Source organism: Trueperella sp. LYQ143, assembly GCF_046599595.1.
Taxonomy (GTDB): Bacteria; Actinomycetota; Actinomycetes; order Actinomycetales; family Actinomycetaceae; genus Trueperella.
The window spans coordinates 45,941-64,226 of sequence record NZ_JBKIWR010000001.1 but is presented as its reverse complement, the minus strand read 5'-3'; the positions used below and the strand labels follow the sequence as shown (position 1 = coordinate 64,226).

Annotated in this window: 15 protein-coding genes; 9 read left to right on the top strand and 6 right to left on the bottom strand. The window is 54.7% G+C overall.

Annotation, left to right across the window (positions count from 1 at the left end; genetic code table 11):
• Window position 1: 1 nt before the first annotated feature.
• Window positions 2-625, bottom strand: coding sequence for a PH domain-containing protein (locus ACLHIL_RS00250; RefSeq protein ID WP_411295855.1), 624 nt, complete (start codon window positions 623-625; stop codon window positions 2-4).
• Window positions 626-1,221: 596 nt separating this feature from the next.
• Between ACLHIL_RS00250 and ACLHIL_RS00245 the strand changes: the two genes are divergently transcribed.
• From ACLHIL_RS00245 to ACLHIL_RS00225, 5 genes are all read left to right on the top strand, one after another.
• Window positions 1,222-1,731 (top strand): hypothetical protein, encoded by a 510-nt coding sequence (locus ACLHIL_RS00245; protein ID WP_411295854.1) that lies wholly within the window; start codon window positions 1,222-1,224, stop codon window positions 1,729-1,731.
• 114 nt (window positions 1,732-1,845) lie between these two features.
• Window positions 1,846-3,579, top strand: a complete 1,734-nt coding sequence (locus ACLHIL_RS00240; RefSeq protein ID WP_411295853.1) for a VanW family protein — start codon at window positions 1,846-1,848, stop codon at window positions 3,577-3,579.
• A gap of 99 nt (window positions 3,580-3,678) precedes the next feature.
• Entirely contained in the window at window positions 3,679-4,005 is a 327-nt protein-coding gene (gene fdxA / locus ACLHIL_RS00235) for a ferredoxin (RefSeq protein ID WP_411295852.1), read from the top strand.
• A 41-nt stretch (window positions 4,006-4,046) separates the two neighbouring features.
• On the top strand, window positions 4,047-5,192 hold the full coding sequence (dapC, locus tag ACLHIL_RS00230; protein WP_411295851.1) for a succinyldiaminopimelate transaminase: 1,146 nt from the start codon (window positions 4,047-4,049) through the stop codon (window positions 5,190-5,192).
• Between the two features lie 117 nt (window positions 5,193-5,309).
• On the top strand, window positions 5,310-6,641 hold the full coding sequence (locus ACLHIL_RS00225; protein WP_411295850.1) for a citrate synthase: 1,332 nt from the start codon (window positions 5,310-5,312) through the stop codon (window positions 6,639-6,641).
• A 181-nt stretch (window positions 6,642-6,822) separates the two neighbouring features.
• Here the strand turns inward: ACLHIL_RS00225 and ACLHIL_RS00220 are convergent, their stop codons facing one another.
• Together ACLHIL_RS00220 and ACLHIL_RS00215 are read right to left on the bottom strand one after the other, a co-directional pair.
• A complete protein-coding gene (locus ACLHIL_RS00220) occupies window positions 6,823-7,533 on the bottom strand; it encodes a Maf family protein (RefSeq protein WP_411295849.1) in 711 nt (236 codons plus the stop codon).
• A gap of 204 nt (window positions 7,534-7,737) precedes the next feature.
• Window positions 7,738-9,411 carry a DUF885 domain-containing protein gene (locus ACLHIL_RS00215; RefSeq protein ID WP_411295848.1) on the bottom strand — a complete coding sequence of 558 codons (1,674 nt, stop codon included), beginning with the start codon at window positions 9,409-9,411 and terminating at the stop codon, window positions 7,738-7,740.
• 347 nt (window positions 9,412-9,758) lie between these two features.
• Here ACLHIL_RS00215 and ACLHIL_RS00210 point away from each other — a divergent pair, with 347 nt between their 5' ends.
• From ACLHIL_RS00210 to ACLHIL_RS00200, 3 genes are all read left to right on the top strand, one after another.
• Complete coding sequence (locus ACLHIL_RS00210; RefSeq protein WP_411295847.1) at window positions 9,759-10,814, top strand: adenylate/guanylate cyclase domain-containing protein; 1,056 nt, start codon at window positions 9,759-9,761, stop codon at window positions 10,812-10,814.
• A 166-nt stretch (window positions 10,815-10,980) separates the two neighbouring features.
• Window positions 10,981-11,658, top strand: coding sequence for a response regulator transcription factor (locus tag ACLHIL_RS00205; protein ID WP_411295846.1), 678 nt, complete (start codon window positions 10,981-10,983; stop codon window positions 11,656-11,658).
• A gap of 6 nt (window positions 11,659-11,664) precedes the next feature.
• A complete protein-coding gene (locus tag ACLHIL_RS00200) occupies window positions 11,665-12,978 on the top strand; it encodes an ATP-binding protein (protein ID WP_411295845.1) in 1,314 nt (437 codons plus the stop codon).
• Between the two features lie 277 nt (window positions 12,979-13,255).
• Here the strand turns inward: ACLHIL_RS00200 and ACLHIL_RS00195 are convergent, their stop codons facing one another.
• From ACLHIL_RS00195 to ACLHIL_RS00185, 3 genes are read right to left on the bottom strand one after another with little or no spacing between them, the layout of a single operon-like run.
• A complete protein-coding gene (locus ACLHIL_RS00195) occupies window positions 13,256-13,732 on the bottom strand; it encodes a GtrA family protein (RefSeq protein ID WP_411295844.1) in 477 nt (158 codons plus the stop codon).
• Between the two features lie 18 nt (window positions 13,733-13,750).
• A complete protein-coding gene (locus ACLHIL_RS00190; protein WP_411295843.1) occupies window positions 13,751-15,649 on the bottom strand; it encodes an LCP family protein in 1,899 nt (632 codons plus the stop codon).
• On the bottom strand, window positions 15,646-16,839 hold the full coding sequence (locus tag ACLHIL_RS00185) for an LCP family protein (RefSeq protein ID WP_411295842.1): 1,194 nt from the start codon (window positions 16,837-16,839) through the stop codon (window positions 15,646-15,648). Before ACLHIL_RS00185 ends, ACLHIL_RS00190 begins: the two co-directional genes overlap by 4 nt.
• Window positions 16,840-16,965: 126 nt before the next feature.
• Here ACLHIL_RS00185 and ACLHIL_RS00180 point away from each other — a divergent pair, with 126 nt between their 5' ends.
• Window positions 16,966-17,850: a glycosyltransferase family 2 protein gene (locus ACLHIL_RS00180; RefSeq protein ID WP_411295841.1), complete on the top strand. Its 885-nt coding sequence runs from the start codon at window positions 16,966-16,968 to the stop codon at window positions 17,848-17,850.
• The last annotated feature ends 436 nt before the right edge of the window (window positions 17,851-18,286 follow it).

Below are 18,286 nucleotides of genomic sequence, written 5' to 3'. Positions count from 1 at the left end.
GCTATATAGCGGCTAATCGCCATACCAAGACGGCAAGGGTTACGCCCAGTAAAGCCAGTGGGATGATCTGCCAGCGCGCGGTTGTCTGCGTCGGCCACGGGGTATCAAGCTGCGCGCTGAGCTCTCGGCGTAGGGAGGAATGGCGAGCAATCTGTTGAGCGCGCATTGTGATGAGATCGGCGGCAAAGGGGACATCGCAGTATCGGTGTTCTGCTCCGGAATCTGCCCAGGTTAATGACGTGGGATCCTTGCGTTGTTTTTTGCGATCTCGCCACGAGTTCGAGAATAAACCGACGTTTGAGGGCACTGCCCATACGCTGATTTTGCGATGTGAGCGGGAGTAAAGATATAGCCCCCAACGGTTTTCGGCATAGGAGAAATCTGCCCAGGGGATGTGGTGCTCGCGAAATAGGTTGATAACGTGGAGCCCGCCTGGCCCAATAACAAGACGTGGATTCCAAAACATTACCCAAGCCAGGGCAAGCATGAATAGAGTGGCAGGCAACGTCCATATAAGTTCATGTATGCCACCGTGGATCATGCCGGCGATGAGTAAGATACCGGCGGCTACTGCAATGAAAATGCTGTAGAAGCGTGAGGATGTTCCACGAAGAGTTACGGTCATAGCTCTTATCTTTCAGGTCGGATCTACCTGAGTCAATAATCTCGCAATAATGTGCGATAGTGTGCGGTGATAAGTGCGGTATTACTGGGGCTCGCGCCGCCCCGGCATTTTCTCGTGGTATGCGCGTATGTGTGCGTTACTCACGGCGTTGTTTGAGAATTTTAGATTTAGTAGCCTGTGCTCTTTTGCGTTTGATTTGTTTTCTGTTCGGGGTTATCAGGGCTGCTCGCGCTGTAGTTGATAGCAGGAAAAAACGAGTGCTCGCGGCCGAGATCGGGCGGGTGCTTGGGTCGTAGGTAAGGAAAGCAAAGGGCGGTATTGGCCAGGCGGCTCCTTGGCGTCGGTGATCTCAAAAGCGTTACCCTGCCGATAGCGCTGCATGCGTCTGTAAGCGCAACTGTGGACGACTCCCTATGGTAGATGAGCCTTAAGCGGGGCGGGGAGTGAATATAGCGCATAGTTGCGGATGAGATGTGCTACTGCGCGAATACCGCTGATAGTGGATGTGGCCCTTGGCATAGCCGCGATTCTCGATGGGGTAACGGGTGAGTGTTAGTCTCAAGAGAGAAGTTTGACAGCAGCGGAGGGCTCATTTTATGCGTACACGCCCCTGGTTTCAGGTAATTATTGGTTTGCTGTGTGGTGTCGTTGCTGGTAGTGCGGCAACGATTGTTCATACTGGCCCGATTGATCGGCCGCTCTATGGTTTGGCTTTAGCGACGGCGATCGTCATGTGTGGGGCGTGGTTCTGTATGGAGTTGGGGGCGCGTTGGTGCTTTGCTAGTTATACCCTGACCGCCTATGCCACGGTGGCATGGTGGTTATATCTGCCGCCACGTGACGATCTTTTTCAATCCACGCAGGCATGGGTGTCAAATGCTTGGATTGGTTTGTGTGTATGCGGGTTACTACTGCCTGCGGCAATAACTTATATTGCGGCATATCGTCGTAGCTCGCGAGTATCTGGGCAGCGCGGTAGTGAACCAACCGCGCCATCAGATATTTCCCGTTCTGATTTTTCCTCAACTGCTCTCCCCTCGGAATCTTTCGGAGCTTGCGGTGGTTCAACGGAAAATCCTTCGCAGGGCAACAGTTCGGTATCGTAGCTGATCATCCGCGGTGGAAAGTGGAGGCGTCAGAGCGTGATTCTGGTGATACAATGCGGTTTTTCCCACTCTGATCGGTAGAATCGTAGCTGGCGATAATAAGGAGTATGCATCGTGAGTGAACTATCCGAGGCGGAAGCTGCAGTTCCGCAAGAAAACAGTTCAAATCGGCCACGGCGGAAGCGGCGTCTTAAGATCTGGCTGTTTGGCAGTTTGGCTGTTGTGATCGTTCTTGCGGGGTTGTACGTCGGTGCTGCGTATCTGTGTCGGGATCGCATTGCGGCTAATGTTTCGGTTGCCGGAGTGAACCTGGGTGGAATGACGCGTGAACAGGCCGAAAATGAGCTTCGTCAGGGATTGAGCCAAAAGTTGACGGCTCCTCGCCAGGTGGCATTTACCGGAAATGCTAAAACGGAAACGATTGATCCTGCGTCTTTTTCGCTTGCGGTTGATTATGACGCAACCTTAAATAAGCTGGTGGGTTTCTCGTTTGATCCGCGGCGGCTTTGGGCGCATGTGACTGGATCACAGAACGTGGATGCCGTTGTGACGACGGACCGTGGGCAGTTGGACGCTCAGCTTGTTCGAGTGGCTGGAACCTTTAACGTCGCTCCAGTTAATGCACAGTTAACGCTGTCTGGCGGGAATGCGACGGTTACTCCGGCTACGGACGGGGTTGAAGTCGATGTTCCAGCTTCGCGCGAGGCGATTGCTCAACAGTGGCTCACCTCGGATGGTCCGATTACCCTGCCGCAGCGAGCCGCGCAGGCAGCTATTACGACTGCCGACATGGATGAGTTCGTTCGTTCGCAGGTGACGCCGTTGTTCTCTGCTCCAGTGACGGTCAATGTTGAAAGCAAGCAGGTATCGGTTTCGCCTGAGCAGATTGCGCAAATGGTGAGCTATTCGCCGCAGGCGGATACCCCAAAGCTGGCAGTCGATCAGCAAAAATTGGGAGAGATTCTCAATCAAGCGGCGAGCGAGGTTTTGACTCCGCCGATAGACGCGAAGATCACGATTCAAAATGGCGCTCCGGTTATTACTCCTTCGCAACCGGGGAAGGTCATTGATATTGCGAAAGTCGGTAATGATTTACTGGCGGTATCGGCCAATGCGCAGCGCACGATAAATGCTGCCGTGACTGAGCAGGACGCGGCATTTAGCACGAAGATGGCTGAGTCTATGGGAATCAAGGAGGTCGTCTCGGAGATTTCCACCCCGCTGACCTCCGATTCGGTGCGAACGATTAACCTTGTTCGCGGTACTGCCGTCATTAATAACACGCTTGTTAAGCCAGGGGAGCGGTTCAATCTTGGCCAGGCGCTAGGGCCCGTTGATACGGAACATGGGTTTGTTTCCTCTGGTGTGGTTGTCAACGGGTTTAACTCTGAAGCGATGGGTGGAGGGCTTTCACAGCTATCGACCAACACCTTCAATATTGGGTATCGGGCGGGAATGGTTGACGTCGCGCATACCCCACACTCGAAGTATTTTTCTCGCTATCCGGCAGGATTAGAATCCACTCTGTGGGGCGATCAGATTCAGATGATTTGGGAGAATAACACCCCTTACGGTGCGTTGATTGAGGCGTGGGTTTCGGACGGTCAAGTTCATACTCGGCTGTGGTCAACGAAGTATTGGGACGTCAAAGTCTGGCAGGGCGAGAAGCGGAACTTTGTTAAACCGACGACCCGAGTTAATCCGGCAGCCGATTGTGAGCCGTCGGGCGCCGGTGGCGATGGCTTCACCATTACGGTGGGGCGCACCGTCTCGCTAAATGGGGCTGTGCATGAGGATTCTCAGTACACTTGGAGATACGAACCAGTTGATGCCGTCAGGTGTGGATAATAGCTCGCGGATTACCAGTAGGTAATTTCCTGACGCGGCAGCAAGGAAGAAAAATAGCTAGCCAGATTTTGATGGTGCGGCAAACAAAGGAAGGTTCTTATGACGTACATCATCGCCCAGCCCTGTGTTGATGTGAAGGATCGGGCTTGTGTGGATGCGTGTCCAGTGGATTGTATTTACGAGGGTCTGCGCAGTTTATATATCCATCCTGATGAATGTGTGGATTGCGGGGCGTGCGAGCCGGAATGTCCGGTGGAGGCAATCTATTTTGAGGATGATTTGCCGAAAGAATGGTCGGTGTACCACCAGGTCAACGAGGAATTCTTCACTGATCTGGGATCGCCGGGTGGCTCTATGATTTCTGGGCCAATTGAGCGCGATCATCCATTTATCGAGGCTTTGCCTAAAGATATTAATAAGCAGTAGTAGAGAACGGCTGATTCTGCGGGGTTGCCGGTGAGTGTGCTATGACGTTTTATCCAGATAATGTGCCGGATTTCCCGTGGGATACCCTGGCTGAGGTTCGACGCCAGGCAGCCCGTTATCCCGAGGGGGTCGTCGATTTAACGATTGGCACTCCAGTTGACGATACCCCGGCAATGATTCAGCAGGTATTGGCTCAAGCAAGCAACGCCCCTGGGTATCCGCCGGCTATCGGGATTGAACGCCTGCGCGAAGAGATTATTCGGTGGCTGGCTCGTCGGCGCGGTATTACCAGCTCAGTGGGCGTTATCCCCACCCTGGGTTCGAAAGAGCTGGTGGGGCTACTGCCAGCGCTGTTGGGTATTGCTGTGGGCAGCCGTATCGGTATTCCGGCAATTGCGTATCCGACCTATGAGGTTGGTGCGCGGCTAGCTGGCTGTGAGCCGGTGATTGTCGATACGGAAGCAGATCCGGCGAGTTGGCCGACGGATCTCGCGCTCCTATGGGTGAACTCTCCTTCGAATCCGAGTGGGCATGTGCTTGATGTGGCGCAACTGCGGGCAATTGTTGCTTGGGCGCGTGCCAATGGGGTGATTATTGCCAGCGATGAGTGCTATGCCGAGTTGTGTTGGGATGTGCCCTATTCTCCCTCGCTTTTGGCGGACGAGGTCTGTGGCGGTGATCCGAGCCAGTTACTGATGCTGTATTCGTTATCGAAGCAGTCGAATCTTGCGGGGTATCGAGCCGCGTTTATGGCCGGTGATTCACAGCTTGTTGCGGGCGTTATCGAGTTGCGCAAGCATTTGGGTTTTATGATGCCAACGCCGGTACAGCAGGCGATGGCGGTGGCGCTCGCCGATGATGAGCATGTGCGGGTGCAGCGAGAGCGGTATCGTCGCCGTCGTGAGGTGCTTTTGCAGGCGATGCCGGAAGCGGGATTGCGTCATGATCCAGATTCGGTGGCGGGTCTGTATGTGTGGGCGCGTGTGGCTCAGGCGGATTGGGCGTGTGACGGCTGGGATATTGTGCGTGCGTGTGCTCAATTAGGTATTGTCGTCGCCCCAGGTCATTTCTATGGTGATGCTGGTCGTAGCTGGGTTCGGATGTCGTTAACGGCCAGTGATATGGATATTGCGCGAGCAGCTGAACGACTGAATTTGCTTTCACACCTTTTGCAAAACGCAATTTAGATATATCTTGATTCTAAGAGAGTTTGTCATTCGCACTCGCGATATGGCTGACACTGGATATTTACTCTCCATATCTGCCGGTGGCATGTGGAGAAATAGCGCGAAAAGGAGACGCCGATGTCTGAAAACGCGACTTTGCATATTGACGGCACTGATCTTGAACTCGAACGCGTCCGTGCAGTAGAAGGCAATGACGGTTTTAAGATCAACACGATGTTGGGCCAGACGGGAACCGTAACCCTCGATCCGGGCTTCACCAACACTGCTTCATGTACCTCTGAAATTACTTATATTGACGGGGACGCGGGTGTGCTGCGCTACCGTGGCTACCCAATCGAACAGCTTGCAGAGAAATGTTCTTTCCTGGAAGTGGCCTATCTGCTGATTTACGGCGAGTTACCTGACGCGGGATCACTGTCCGCCTTTATTCGTCGGATCAAAAAGCACACGCTTCTCCATGAGGATTTCCGCAGTTTCTTCACTGCCTTCCCCTCGTCTGGTCATCCGATGTCGATTCTGCAAGCCGGTATCGCTGGTTTAGGAACCTACTATCAGGACACTCTCGATCCGAACGACGGCGAGCAGCGAGATCTGGCCTCCGTGCTGTTGATGGCTAAAGTGCCGACGATGATTGCCTACATCTCTAAGCGGGCAACCGGGCTTCCGCTACTATATCCAGATACGACGAAGTCCTATACGGAAGATTTCTTGCGTATGACTTTCGGGTTGCCGTATCAGAGTCACGACGTTGATCCGACCATCGTCAATGCGCTCGATAAGCTACTTATTTTGCATGCGGATCATGAGCAAAACTGTTCTACCTCCACTGTTCGTCTGGTCGGTTCCTCGCGGGCCTCAATCTACGCCTCGGTTGCCGCTGGTGTAGGCGCACTATCTGGCCCCTTGCATGGTGGCGCGAACGAGGCTGTCTTGCTCATGCTTGATCATGTGCGTGAATCGGGAATCAGTATTAAAGAGTTCGTTCGCCAGGTTAAGGATAAGACGAATGACGTGAAACTGATGGGCTTCGGTCATCGCGTTTACAAGAATTATGATCCGCGGGCGAAGATCGTTAAGGGCTTGGCAGACGATATCCTAGGCAAGCTCAAAGGCGATTCGGAGCTATTTGATATGGCTCGTGAGTTGGAGCAGGTCGCACTGGAGGATTCCTACTTTGTTGAGCGCCGCCTCTATCCGAACGTGGATTTCTATACGGGATTGCTCTACAAGGCAATGGGCTTCCCCACAAAGATGTTCACCCCGTTGTTTGCCCTGGGGCGTCTGCCTGGCTGGATTGCACAGTATCGCGAGCTGATTCTCGATCCGGCACAGAAGATCGGTCGCCCGCGGCAGGTGTATGTGGGCAAGGCGAGCCGAGATTGGATCTCTATGCAGGAACGCTCCAAGCAGGGGCGTCAGTTTGAAGAGGATATGGATTACATCGTCTAGTCGCTGACGCGTCACAACGTGGCATAACGTAAACGGTGGCTGTGCAATATCATTGCCGATTGCACAGCCACCGTTTACATATGTGGTTGTTACCTGCAGGTAGCCGCGCCATCGCTGGCGATATGAGCCTGTGGAGCGGTGTGCTGCTGGCGGCGCGAGGCGGCATAGTTTGCTGTATGCGTTAGGGGAGGTAGTAGGCGCGGTTATCCCAAAAATCTAGGATGGAATATCCTAGCTCGGTGAGTAAGGAGCGCAGCAGGGGGAGCGAAATCCCAACGACCCCGTGGTGATCTCCTTCGAGTCGGTCAATAAAGGGGCCGCCTAGCCCGTCAATGGTGAATGATCCGGCGACTCGTAAGGGTTCGCCGCTGGCAATGTAGGCCTCAATTTCCACATCGCTGAGTGTGCCGATGTGGACGGTGCATTGGGAGACGCCCTGAACGGTCGTGCCACTGGGAATGTCGATGAGGCAGTGCCCAGTGTAGAGTACGCCGCTGCGCCCGCTCATTGCCCGCAGGCGCTCGCGGGCAATGAGCGCCGTGGCAGGCTTGCCGACGATCTGCCCATCCATGTCGAACATCGAATCGCATCCGAGGACGACACGGGCGCCGGGTAGCTCCTCGGCGAGCTCTGGGGTTGCCGTCAATGTTTGGTAGACCTCGCGAGCTTTGGCGCTAGCGAGCGTGCAAACGACCTCCGCCGCGTGGTGGGGTGTGGGTAGCGAGTTGATGATGGTCTCCTCGTCCACGTTGGAAACGTGGACGAGGGGAGTCATGCCGGCGGCGCGCAGGGTTGCGCGCCGTGCGGGTGAGGCCGAGGCGAGCAATAACCGATAGGGAGGGGTATTGCTCGCTTCGTGAGTGGCTTCGGCTAGCTGTTCAGATGTGACCATGTGTTAATTCCAGTTACCTGTTCCGGGGCGGTTACTCTCGGGTAGGTGGCTGTAGTCAAACAGACAGCCACCTACCCGTCTAACTCGTCGGACTACAGAGAATCCGAAGTGATTACCGCCAATTGTGTTGCTGCTGTCGGGAGTGGTGGATGGCTCGTGGGAATATGCCCCGTCCCACGAGCCGTTGTACGGTTGGATGAATATTTAGGCGCGGTTTAAGGTGTCGCGCAAAATATCCAGACCAACAGATCCCACGCGCAGGGCAGACATGTGCCAATCTTTCAGGTTGAATCCAGGCTTCTTTTCCGCTTCGGCGCGCAGTTGCTTCCACAGCCGATGCCCGATCTTGTAGGCGGGAGCCTGCCCGGCCCAGCCGAGATACCGATTCAATTCGAAGCTGAGGAAGGAGTGGTCCATCGCTACGTTATCCTTGAGGAATTCCCAAGCTACGTCGCGGTTCCACGTCGGATTAATATGCTCATAACCAGCAGGGGCAGGCTTTTCCAGATGCACTCCGATATCGAGAACGACGCGAGTTGCACGCAAGCGTTCCCCGTCTAGTACGCCGAGATAGTCACCAGGATCGCTGTGATAGCCCAGCTCAGCCATTAGACCTTCAGCATAGAGTGCCCATCCTTCGCCGTGACCGGAGTTCCAGCACAGGAGGCGACGCCAATCATTGAGGCTGTCGCGAATATAGGTGGCCATGCCAAGCTGCAGGTGATGCCCAGGGACCCCTTCGTGATAGACGGTCGTCTTTTCTTGCCAGGTGTGGAATACCTCCGTGCCGTCTGGGACGGACCACCACATGCGCCCTGGGCGCGAGAAATCATCGGAAGGTCCGGTGTAGTAGATTGCTCCAGTTCCGGAGGGAGCGATCAGGCACTCAAGTTTTTGCAGTTCGGTAGGAATGTCAAAATGGGTGCCATTGAGATCGCGGATTGCCTGGTCGGAGGTTTCCTGCATCCAGCGGGTCAGCGCCTCCGTTCCGTGAATTTGCCGGTTAGGATCGGCGTCAAGCCGCTTCATTGCTTCGGGGATGCTGACGTCAGGTCCGTATAGGTCACGCACGATAGCTTCTTGGGCGTGGATAATGCGCTCAAGCTCGCCGATACCCCATTCGTAGGTTTCGTCAAGGTCAACGTGTGCGCCGGTGAATGAGTAGAGTCGGGGCGCGTAGCGTTCATATCCGAAAGCCTCGGATTCGACGGCGCTGGGGAGGATCTCGGTGCGCAAAAACTCGGCCAGTGAGCCGTAGGCGGCTTGAGCCTGACGAGAGTTTGTTTCTAGTTCCTCCGCCAATTGAGGGAACTTCTTAGCCCCTCGGGCGGCTAAGCTGGCCAATGCGGAGCTGTCGCTGGCTTTGCCTTCGGCTTGGGAAATTGCGAGCTCTACTTGTTTGCGCGCTTGTTTGGGGCCGTGTTCGCGCCGTTCAATAAGGGTTTCTTGCCATCCGCTTAACGCTGGGCCGATGTTGCCCAGGCGGCGGGCGATGAGCTGCCAATCCTCAAGGGTTTCGTCGCCCATCATGTCAAATATCTCTTGGCAGCCTTGTAGCGGGGTAGCGATGACGTTGATTTCACCAATTTCGCCATGTTCGTATTGGGAAATCTGGTATTCCAGGTCCTCGGTTAATGCGGCTTTGGTAACGCGGTCAATCTCGTCAACCGGATCGAGCGCGCTGAGGCGGGCGAGGGTGTCGCGATATACGTCGTTGTCTTTTTGTAAGCCAGCGGGGGAAAGATCCGAGAATGTTCCTTCGTCGGCGCTACCGCGACCGAGGGAGGTGACGAGTTCGGGGGAGATCGTAGTCAGAGTTTCTACGTACTGGTTAGCACATTCATCAATTGGCGTTTGAGCGCGAGATACTGTTGTCATATTGCCAGTGTAGTGCGGTGTTTGCAGGCAGCCAAAGGGGCGTGGGTATTGGGTGTTTACGCTCATGTTGGGTGCTCTAAGTGAAGCGGATAGCAAGGGAGGCGGATGTGCTTAGGTGCGCCAGATTGGAAGCGGAATAGATAAGACGGGTTTACAAGGGTGCCGTAGTGGGAGCTATCTGTGGGCGCAGGCCGTCATTTTAGTAAATGAGCTGGTCATAAGGATGATAAGTGAGTGATAATGCCCTGACGAGCTGTATGGAAAGTGGTAAAATCCCAGATCGTCATATAAAAAATTGCTTCGTATTTGCTCTTGGAAACAAGACGACAAAGCATTAAGGTATTACTGTGACCCAGAACACAACAGAATCGGGCTGTGGAGAGGATGAATTCGCTGCGTCGGCGCAACCAACCACCGTCGAACGCCATGTGAATCGCCTACTGGGCGGCCCGGCAAAATATCACCTGCGTGAGGCGGCAGAGCTAACAGGTATGGATACCGACGCCACGCGCAGATTTTGGCGTGCCATGGGATTTCCGTACATCCAAAACATTGATACGCGGCAATTTACCGAATACGACATTGACGTCATGCGTGCCCATCAGGAGATGGTCAATGAAGAAAAGATGGACGAGGATACCCAAAACTCGCTCATCCGCGCCCAATCCCATCTCGCTGATCGATTGGTGCTCTGGCAGTACGAAGCCTTAGTAGAGGACGCAGAATCGCGCTACGACCTCGATGAGGTTGCCGCTCGCTACTGGGTGCTCGATCATATCGACGAATACGAAGAATTCCTCATCTACCAGATGAAATATGCCTGGCGACGGCACCTGGCCGCCTTTGTACGTCGCTCTGAAGTTGAACTGGAAGATATGCGCGTCGATTCAGATACTATGCCGTTGACCCGTGCCCTAGGATTTGTCGATCTGGTTTCCTTCACTGATCGTTCTGGGCAGCTTTCTCCCCACCAACTCGTCGATTTCATTCAGACCTTCGAATTTACCTGCCGCGACGTCATATCCTCCTTGGGGGCACGAGTAGTCAAAATGGTAGGAGACGCCGTACTCTATATCGCTGACGATCTTGCCACCGGAGCAGAAGTCGTCTCAGGGATCGTCGATGCACTGCACAGTACCCCGAATATGCCCGAAGTGCGCGCATCATTGGTGTGGGGCGGGATCGTATCGAGATTCGGTGACGTCTTTGGGCCAAACGTCAATCTGGCCTCTCGGCTGTGCTCTGTTGCCCCTGAAGGAGCAATTCTGGTTGATCGCGGGACGGCTGAGGCACTACGAGAGCTAAACCCGCACAAATACCAAATCGTCGAATTCGTCGCGGCAGAATTACAAGGAATCGGCTACATTGAATCGGCGCGGCTCTACGTCGCCAAAGAGGAATAGCTAAAGCTATCGAAAACGCATCCACGCGAAGAAGGATGCAGCACTTGCCATCTTGCGCACCGGCTGATTTTTCTCGGAAACTGGCTAGAGATAACTCTTTCCTTACTTTTGCCACAGAGAATCATTGACTACCATGGTTGTTAGTAGCGGAAAGTGAGGCAGCAGCGTGACCAAAATTCTCCTTGTCGAAGATGACTATGCAATCTCGGCCCCGCTTGTGCGGGCATTTTCCCGAGAAGGCTACGAAGTACAGCCAGTTGAAACTGGCCAAGCGGCGCGCGAGGCGATGAGCAACCCGGTTGATCTCGTCGTGCTTGATCTCGGATTACCGGATATGGACGGCCTAGATGTTGCCCGTGCCGCGCGAGCAGAAGGAAAAACCTTTCCGATTCTCATCCTGACTGCACGTTCAGAAGAAGTAGATATGGTCGTCGGGCTCGATGCCGGCGCTGACGATTACGTGACGAAACCATTTAGGCTCGCTGAATTACTTGCCCGCGTGCGGGCCCTGCTGCGGCGCTCCCGAACCCAAGAAGGAGACTCACAGATTCTCACCGCCCAAGACGTATCCGTCGATATTGACGCGCATCGCGCCTACGCTGGAGGAAACGAACTGCAATTAACGGGCAAGGAATTTGAGTTATTGACGGCCCTACTGCGCGAAGCTGGCAGCGTCGTCAGCCGAGAACAGCTCATGCGTCAAGTATGGGACACAGAATCTGATACCTCCACGAAGAAATTGGATATGCATATCTCCTGGCTGCGTCGCAAACTCGGCGATGACGTCAACGCCCCGCACTACATCACCACAGTGCGCGGGATGGGATTCCGTTTCGAGGTGTAGGCAGCAGTGCGTCGGCGGGCAATCGTCATGACCACAACGGCAGTAGCCGTGGCGGTACTTATTCTGGGGATTCCCGGCGCAATATTTGCAATGTCACTCAGTTGGCATCAGACGCAATCAGAACTCAACGATCGGGCTATCTCTGTTGCCAGTGTCGTCGATCGGCTTGATAAAGAACAGACCCATATCACCGCTCGTCTGCTCGACCGTATGACAGAGCAAAGCCGAGAAGACCTGTATATCGAAGTCGAATACCCAGATACTGTGGTCGTAGTTTCCGGTGAAAACCCCGGAGAACAATCGCTACATGCAGAAGTATTCAGTGCAACCGGAGCAGTCGTCTGCGTCGCCTTACCCCGTGCCGTACTCATACGCTCAATGATGTGGATGGGAATAATGGCATTAGGGCTAATCACCTTAGCTTTTGCGGTAGGTGTGCTCGTGGCGCTGCGGCAATCTCGGAAAATCTCGGCACCGCTGATATATCTCGCTGCCGCTGCCGAACAACTGGGCGCAGGAAAAGTGCGCCCACACATTAAAAAATCTGGGATTGAAGAAATTGACCTGGTGAACGCGGAGATCTCCCGAACGGCAGAACGTATGGCCGGGCGTCTTGCAGCAGAACGCCAATTTGCTGCCGATGCCGCCCACCAGTTGCGCACACCCCTGGCGGCCCTGTCAATGCGAATCGAAGAGATTGAATACCTAAGTGATGACCCAGCAATTGCAGAGGAAGTTCACAAGAGCTTAGAGCAGATAGACCGGCTCACCGGCGTCGTTGACGAACTGATGGCAACCTCGCAGTCAGAAGCAGGCGGCACAACCGAGGCAGTCTCCGTCAGCCGGCTATTCGCCCGTCAAGACGATGAATGGAAGAAAGCCTTTAGCCGTGCCGGGCGCAACCTGGTATTCGATGCGGCAGACGTAGGGGCAGTACTGGCAACGCCCGGATCACTCGCCCAAATCCTTGCCACATTGATCGAAAATTCCTTGAAATACGGGGACGGAACAACTACCGTGCGGGCATTGCGCGCAGGAAAGACCGCCATGCTCAAAGTCAGCGATGAAGGTCGCGGCATTGACGCAGAGCAAGACGAAGACATTTTTGAAAAGGGATACTCTACGGGCGGATCAACCGGAATTGGTCTTGCAGTAGCCCGAGAACTCGCTGAGATTGATGGTGGTCGTCTGGAATTGACGCGCCGCACCCCAGCAGAATTCACTCTGACTGTGGCGGCGGTGCCCATCTCATTCGACCCAGATCGCATTTTGCCGCAGGGCGCAGTGCTGACGGTGGGAGCGCGGCGCACCCGACGCTAGCGGAATAAACACGAAGAAATACTCGCTACTGTGCAACAGCGGCAGCCAGCCGGAGCTATTTACGGCTGGTGAAGAAGCGCTCCATTTTCACCAGCCGCTAGGTGAAATAGACGGGTGCCGCAAACCATACCGGCGATAAAAGCCACTGAATGTTGCTCGTGAGCGTGATAGTGAGTCACAGCGATAGCCGCTTAGGAAAACGTGGCAAAGCTGAAGCAAAATGCGAATGTGCCGATCATACTGGCATGCCGAAACTGGTCTGCGTGCTCCCAGCGGATTATCGGGCAAGGCGCTTAGTGAATATCAGGTAGCGATAACACAGATACCGAAAGATCGTTCCGAAAAACAATCCGACAATATTGGCAGAGATATTGTCAGCAAGTGGCGTTGTCAGGTGGAGAACATAGCGAGACACTGCCAAACATCCGAGCGCAATGAGTAAACCGGCAATATTGACGAGGAAAAACAAAGCGAACTCTGTGTGTGCCGGTTTATCGGAGCGGGATCGGAACGTCCAGGCGCGGTTCGCCAGCCAGGAGAAGATGATCGATATGATGACGGAGATCGTCTTTGCGGTCATCGGAGGATCGCCGGGTAGGTGTATCCGATGCGAATATGCCAATAGGTTGAACAGTCCAACATCGACCACATAGCTGCCCAATCCAATAAGGCAGAACTGGGTGAACTCCCACAGCCATTGGCGGTTAGTTTGCCCGCGCGCCAGACGTGAAAGACGCAATGTGAACCGAGGCATAAGCAGAATCAGCGCAGATTAAAAGGACGCGAATTCGTCAGCACGAACTGTTCCATCGCGAACATCTGCCCAGAATTGTTCTGCCTGTGGAGCGAGAAGCACCGTGGATTGCCCATTGCTTAACATGTATGACAGATCAGCAATCGGAGGAGCGCCAGATAAACCATCGGGGCCAATAGCCTCGCGCAGTGCAAGCCCCGCTTTTGCAACGGTCATAAGTGAAGCGTCATTATCCACTGTCAGGACGCCCGCGGCAGCCCCCACAAGCTCGCGTTGCTTTCCAGGATTGAAGAACAGCCCAGGAGAGAGCGCGGCGTCAATAATTTTGGCAACCACTTGGCGTTGACGTTGATTGCGGCCAATATCCCCGAGCGGATCAGAGTAGCGCATACGTGAGAACGCCAGTGCGGTTTTTCCGTCTGCGTCATGGCATCCAGCCGACCACTGCAAACCAGAAAGCTCGTCATTAACGTCGTAATCTAAGCACAGATTGATTCCTCCGACGGAATCCGCCAGGGAGGATACGCCGTCCATGCCGATCAAAATGAAATGGTCAATTGTCAATCCGGTTAAGGATTCGACCGTCTTGACCAAATATTCAGGACCGCCATAGGCATACGCGGCATTCAGTTTGCCCATATCCTGCGAATCGGCATAGGTGACGAGGGTGTCACGTGGCAACGAGACGAGAACCGTCGGACCAGATTCGGGCTTATGCAAAAGCATGATCGTATCGGCCCGCATGCCAGTTGTGCCATCATTGACAGCAGCATCGCGCTGGTCTGATCCAGCGATGAGATACGTCGTTCCCGGGGTATCTGGTGCGTTTGATAGCGCGGCAACGTGATGTAGATGTGAGTTACCGTAGCGGTACAGATAGATTCCCCAGCTAACGGTTGCAATGACGAATACGAGAAGAACCGTCAACGTGATCTTAAGAGCCCGGAATCGGCGGCGACGCCGTGGGCGTACCGGCTGTGGTGCACTGTGATCGGGGTTGGATTCCGAAAAATCAGGTGAAGTAGAGGACGATAGCGCGGCTCCCGAAGCTGGCCCGTGAGCGTTATGCGATGGCGGATAACTGACGGGTGTGCTGCCAGCTTGTGAGTGTGCGTAGCTTCCGCTTGCCGCCCCGCTGTGCCTAAAGGGAGAGGTGCGCGGGGGGATAGCGCGGGGAGGATTTTCTGGTGAATAGGCCGGCGGATAGGCTGAGGAAGACGAAGGCGCTGAATTATTGCGCCCTTGTGGAGCGAAAGATGGCGGTTGACTCGTAGGAAGGTCTGAGCGTCGGTACACTGCAGTATGCTCCGGCGTGCTGGAGGAGGAAATACCTGAACGCTGACCAGATAACATAGACCGACGGATCGGGCTTTGTGGGCGCTGATTCTGGGCGGGATTCTCGAATCGCTGCGAGCTACTCCGCGAACGCATAGCGCCACTATCACGTGAGACGCGAGATGCGCTCTGTTCATTCCCGTGCGAATCATTGCGATGGGAACGGGCAGCATCTCCAGTGCCGTGTGGATCGCGTGCAGAACGGATAACAGGCGGTTGGGCTTGTTGGGATTGCGCCCGCGTATGACTGCGCGCGGCGTTATTGCGCGGCAGGTTTGTGCCTATTATGCGCGAAGAAGAGACTGAATTTGCCTGCGATCGGGGATGGTCTGCGGAGCGCTCTGAGCGGTTGGGGTGCTGTGAGCGCCCTGAGCGTGAGAAAAGAGACGAGCCATGTGAGCCGGTGCCCGCCGAGGCAGATGACGCTGAGCGTCGAGAAGCTGGAGGCTGAGGGCGAGAGACAGGCGCAGAAGCGTTCGGTGAATCCTGGCGCGATGAATCTTGACGCCCCACAGATTGAGCGCCATCACCGGATGGTCGTGGTCGACGTTTACGGGGCTCAAAAGATGGAGGCTGATTCATCGCGGCTCTTTCAAGGTGCTACCGATAGACTGAGTAAACTCATTCAGCTCGGCTTCTGTGCCGTTAATAATTGGGCTTTGCCCGTTAATATCTGTTGTTTCAGGAAGCGGCTTATCTTGGGCGAGGGCCTGCCAAACTTTTTCCGCTTCTGGCGTCGGTGCAACTCGGTTGCCATCTGCTGCTGGCCCATACGGCATAGTGATGAAGTTGAGATCGTCAATCTTTAGCCCGCGCAGCGAATATAGCAAACCACCGAGGAAAGTAATATCTCCCATGCCGTCGGAAGTATCGAGATTCTCTGTGACGTTGTGCAGAACGCGGTACAAACTCGGCAGGTCAGAAGCTAAATTCATATCAAAAACTTTTTTCGCAATCGCTTCGAGGAGCTGATGCTGACGGGTAATGCGTTGCAGATCAGAGCCATTGCCGATTTCTTTACGTGCGCGAGCAATCGCAAGCGCCTGATCCCCGTTGAGGGTGTGGCAGCCCTTGCTTAAATCCAGCCCGGCAGCGTCATCATGCAGATCTTCTGAGAAACACATATCGACTCCGCCGAGGGTGTTGACAACCTGTTTGAAGGTAGCAAAATTGACGACAATAAAGCCGTCGATAAATACGTTCGTCAGTTTTTCCACCGTGCGGATCGTGCAGGCCGCGGCAGCGCCGACGTCATCGCTTTGCCCGCCGATAGCGAATGCGGCATTGAACATGGTGTCATACTGCGGGGAGGTTACTTTCCCGTTGGGTAAGGTACATGAGGGAATATCTACCAGGGTGTCGCGCGGAATAGACACGATATCGACTCGGGAGCGGTTTGCAGAAATATGCATAATCATTGCGGTATCGGAGCGCATGCCTGATACTTCGCCAGCCGCACCAGCACCGTCAATATCGGCAGCACCTTCGCGCACATCGGAACCGAGCAGCAAAATATTTAGCGGTTTGCCCGCTTGCTGATCGGATGGAGCAGCAACCGTGGGGCGTTCACTGCTGGTTAGATATGATTCCACTTGATGTTCAGTGATAGATGATTGCAGACCGTGATACAGCATGCCTACTGCTGTTCCGACGCTCAACGTCACCGCTAAGACGCATAAGAGAAAGATGCGCAGGAATCGACGTGGGCGCCGCGCGGCGTGACCGTGACGGACGGCGCGATGTGATCGTGCAGAGGCTGCATTTTTGGTCATACCCTCGATCTTAGTTGCCCTATCGCTCAGGGGTGAGAAGCAAGGTAGGAGTGCGTTGCGATTAACGTTTGTCGATATACTGCTAGGGGTTGTTGCGATTATTCATTGAATGTGATGGGGTGCGCTGTGCAGATTCGGCTCGTGACGGTGGCCTTTAATCCAGGGCCAGAACTGGTGACCATGTGTGAGTCAGTGCCAGCGGCATGTGGATCGGCGCAGTTATCGGTAGAAATCGTTATTGTCAACAATGGTGATAGCAACGAATACTGTGATGAGTTGGAACGTCGTGGCTGCCAGGTCATTAATGCTGGGGAGAATTTAGGTTTTGGTCGTGCTGTCAACCTCGGTGCGCGTGGCTGTCAGGCAGAGTGGATCCTCGTCGTCAATCCTGATGTGGTATTCGCTGAGGATGCGATTGCGGCGATGCTTGCGGCTAGCCAGTTTTACCCGCGCGCGGGGGTGTTGGGGCCCAAAATTTTGACGCCTGAAGGTGAGATTTACCCGTCGATCCGGCATTTTCCGCGTTTGATTTCGGGTACGGGGCATGCGGTGTTAGGGCGAGTTTGGCCAGGAAATCCCTGGTCGAAAAGCTATCGTTCGCATGGTGCAGTGGATGCGACTCATGCGGTGGATTGGCTATCGGGTGCGTGCCTGCTCATTCGCCGCCTGGCTTTTGAGCAGATCGGCGGATTTGATACAGATTTCTTTATGTTCTTCGAGGACACCATGTTGGGCGAGGATATGCGCCGCCACGGGTGGGAATCGATTTATGTACATGACGCGACGATCACTCACGATCAGAGCGTCTCGTGGCGAGATCACCCGGAGCCGATGATTCGCGCCCATCACGACTCGGCATACACCTATCTATCGAAAGTGTATGCCCGCCGTGCGCATGCTCCGTTGCGTGCAGCCTTGCGTACGGGTTTGAATGCTCGCCGATCGCTGCATATTCGCGCTGCTCGTCGGCATCAATCGCAGGAAGATCCTGGTAACAACCGCTCACGGTAAGCGGGCAGAACCCCACGTATTGATGCGAAAGCAACCGCGTTAAGAGTAAAGCGATCGTGGAGCTCGGCGGTAGGCGGGTATGTGGAGGATACGGTTCAGCTTATGCCGTGGGGCGTACTTTTCGCTTAACAAAAATATTTGCCAGGTGTTCCGTCGCTCTCCGGGTCATAGTGGCGCGGCTATGCGCAGCACGGCAATAGTTATGCGGTGTGTTTTGGAGCGGCAGCGTCATTGGTTAAGTGGCATGCGCCGGTGTGAAACGCCAGCGAAGCGTGGATTGGCGAGAGCTGCGAGCCGAGCGCGGGGAGCTGGCGTGGAATATTGGGCAGAAGAAGCGCTGACGGCGGGCGTTATTCGGGCGAGTAAAATATGTGGAGGATACGAGTGGCTGCGAGGGTGCGAATCGAGGGCATTGGCTCGCCAGGACGATAGCGGT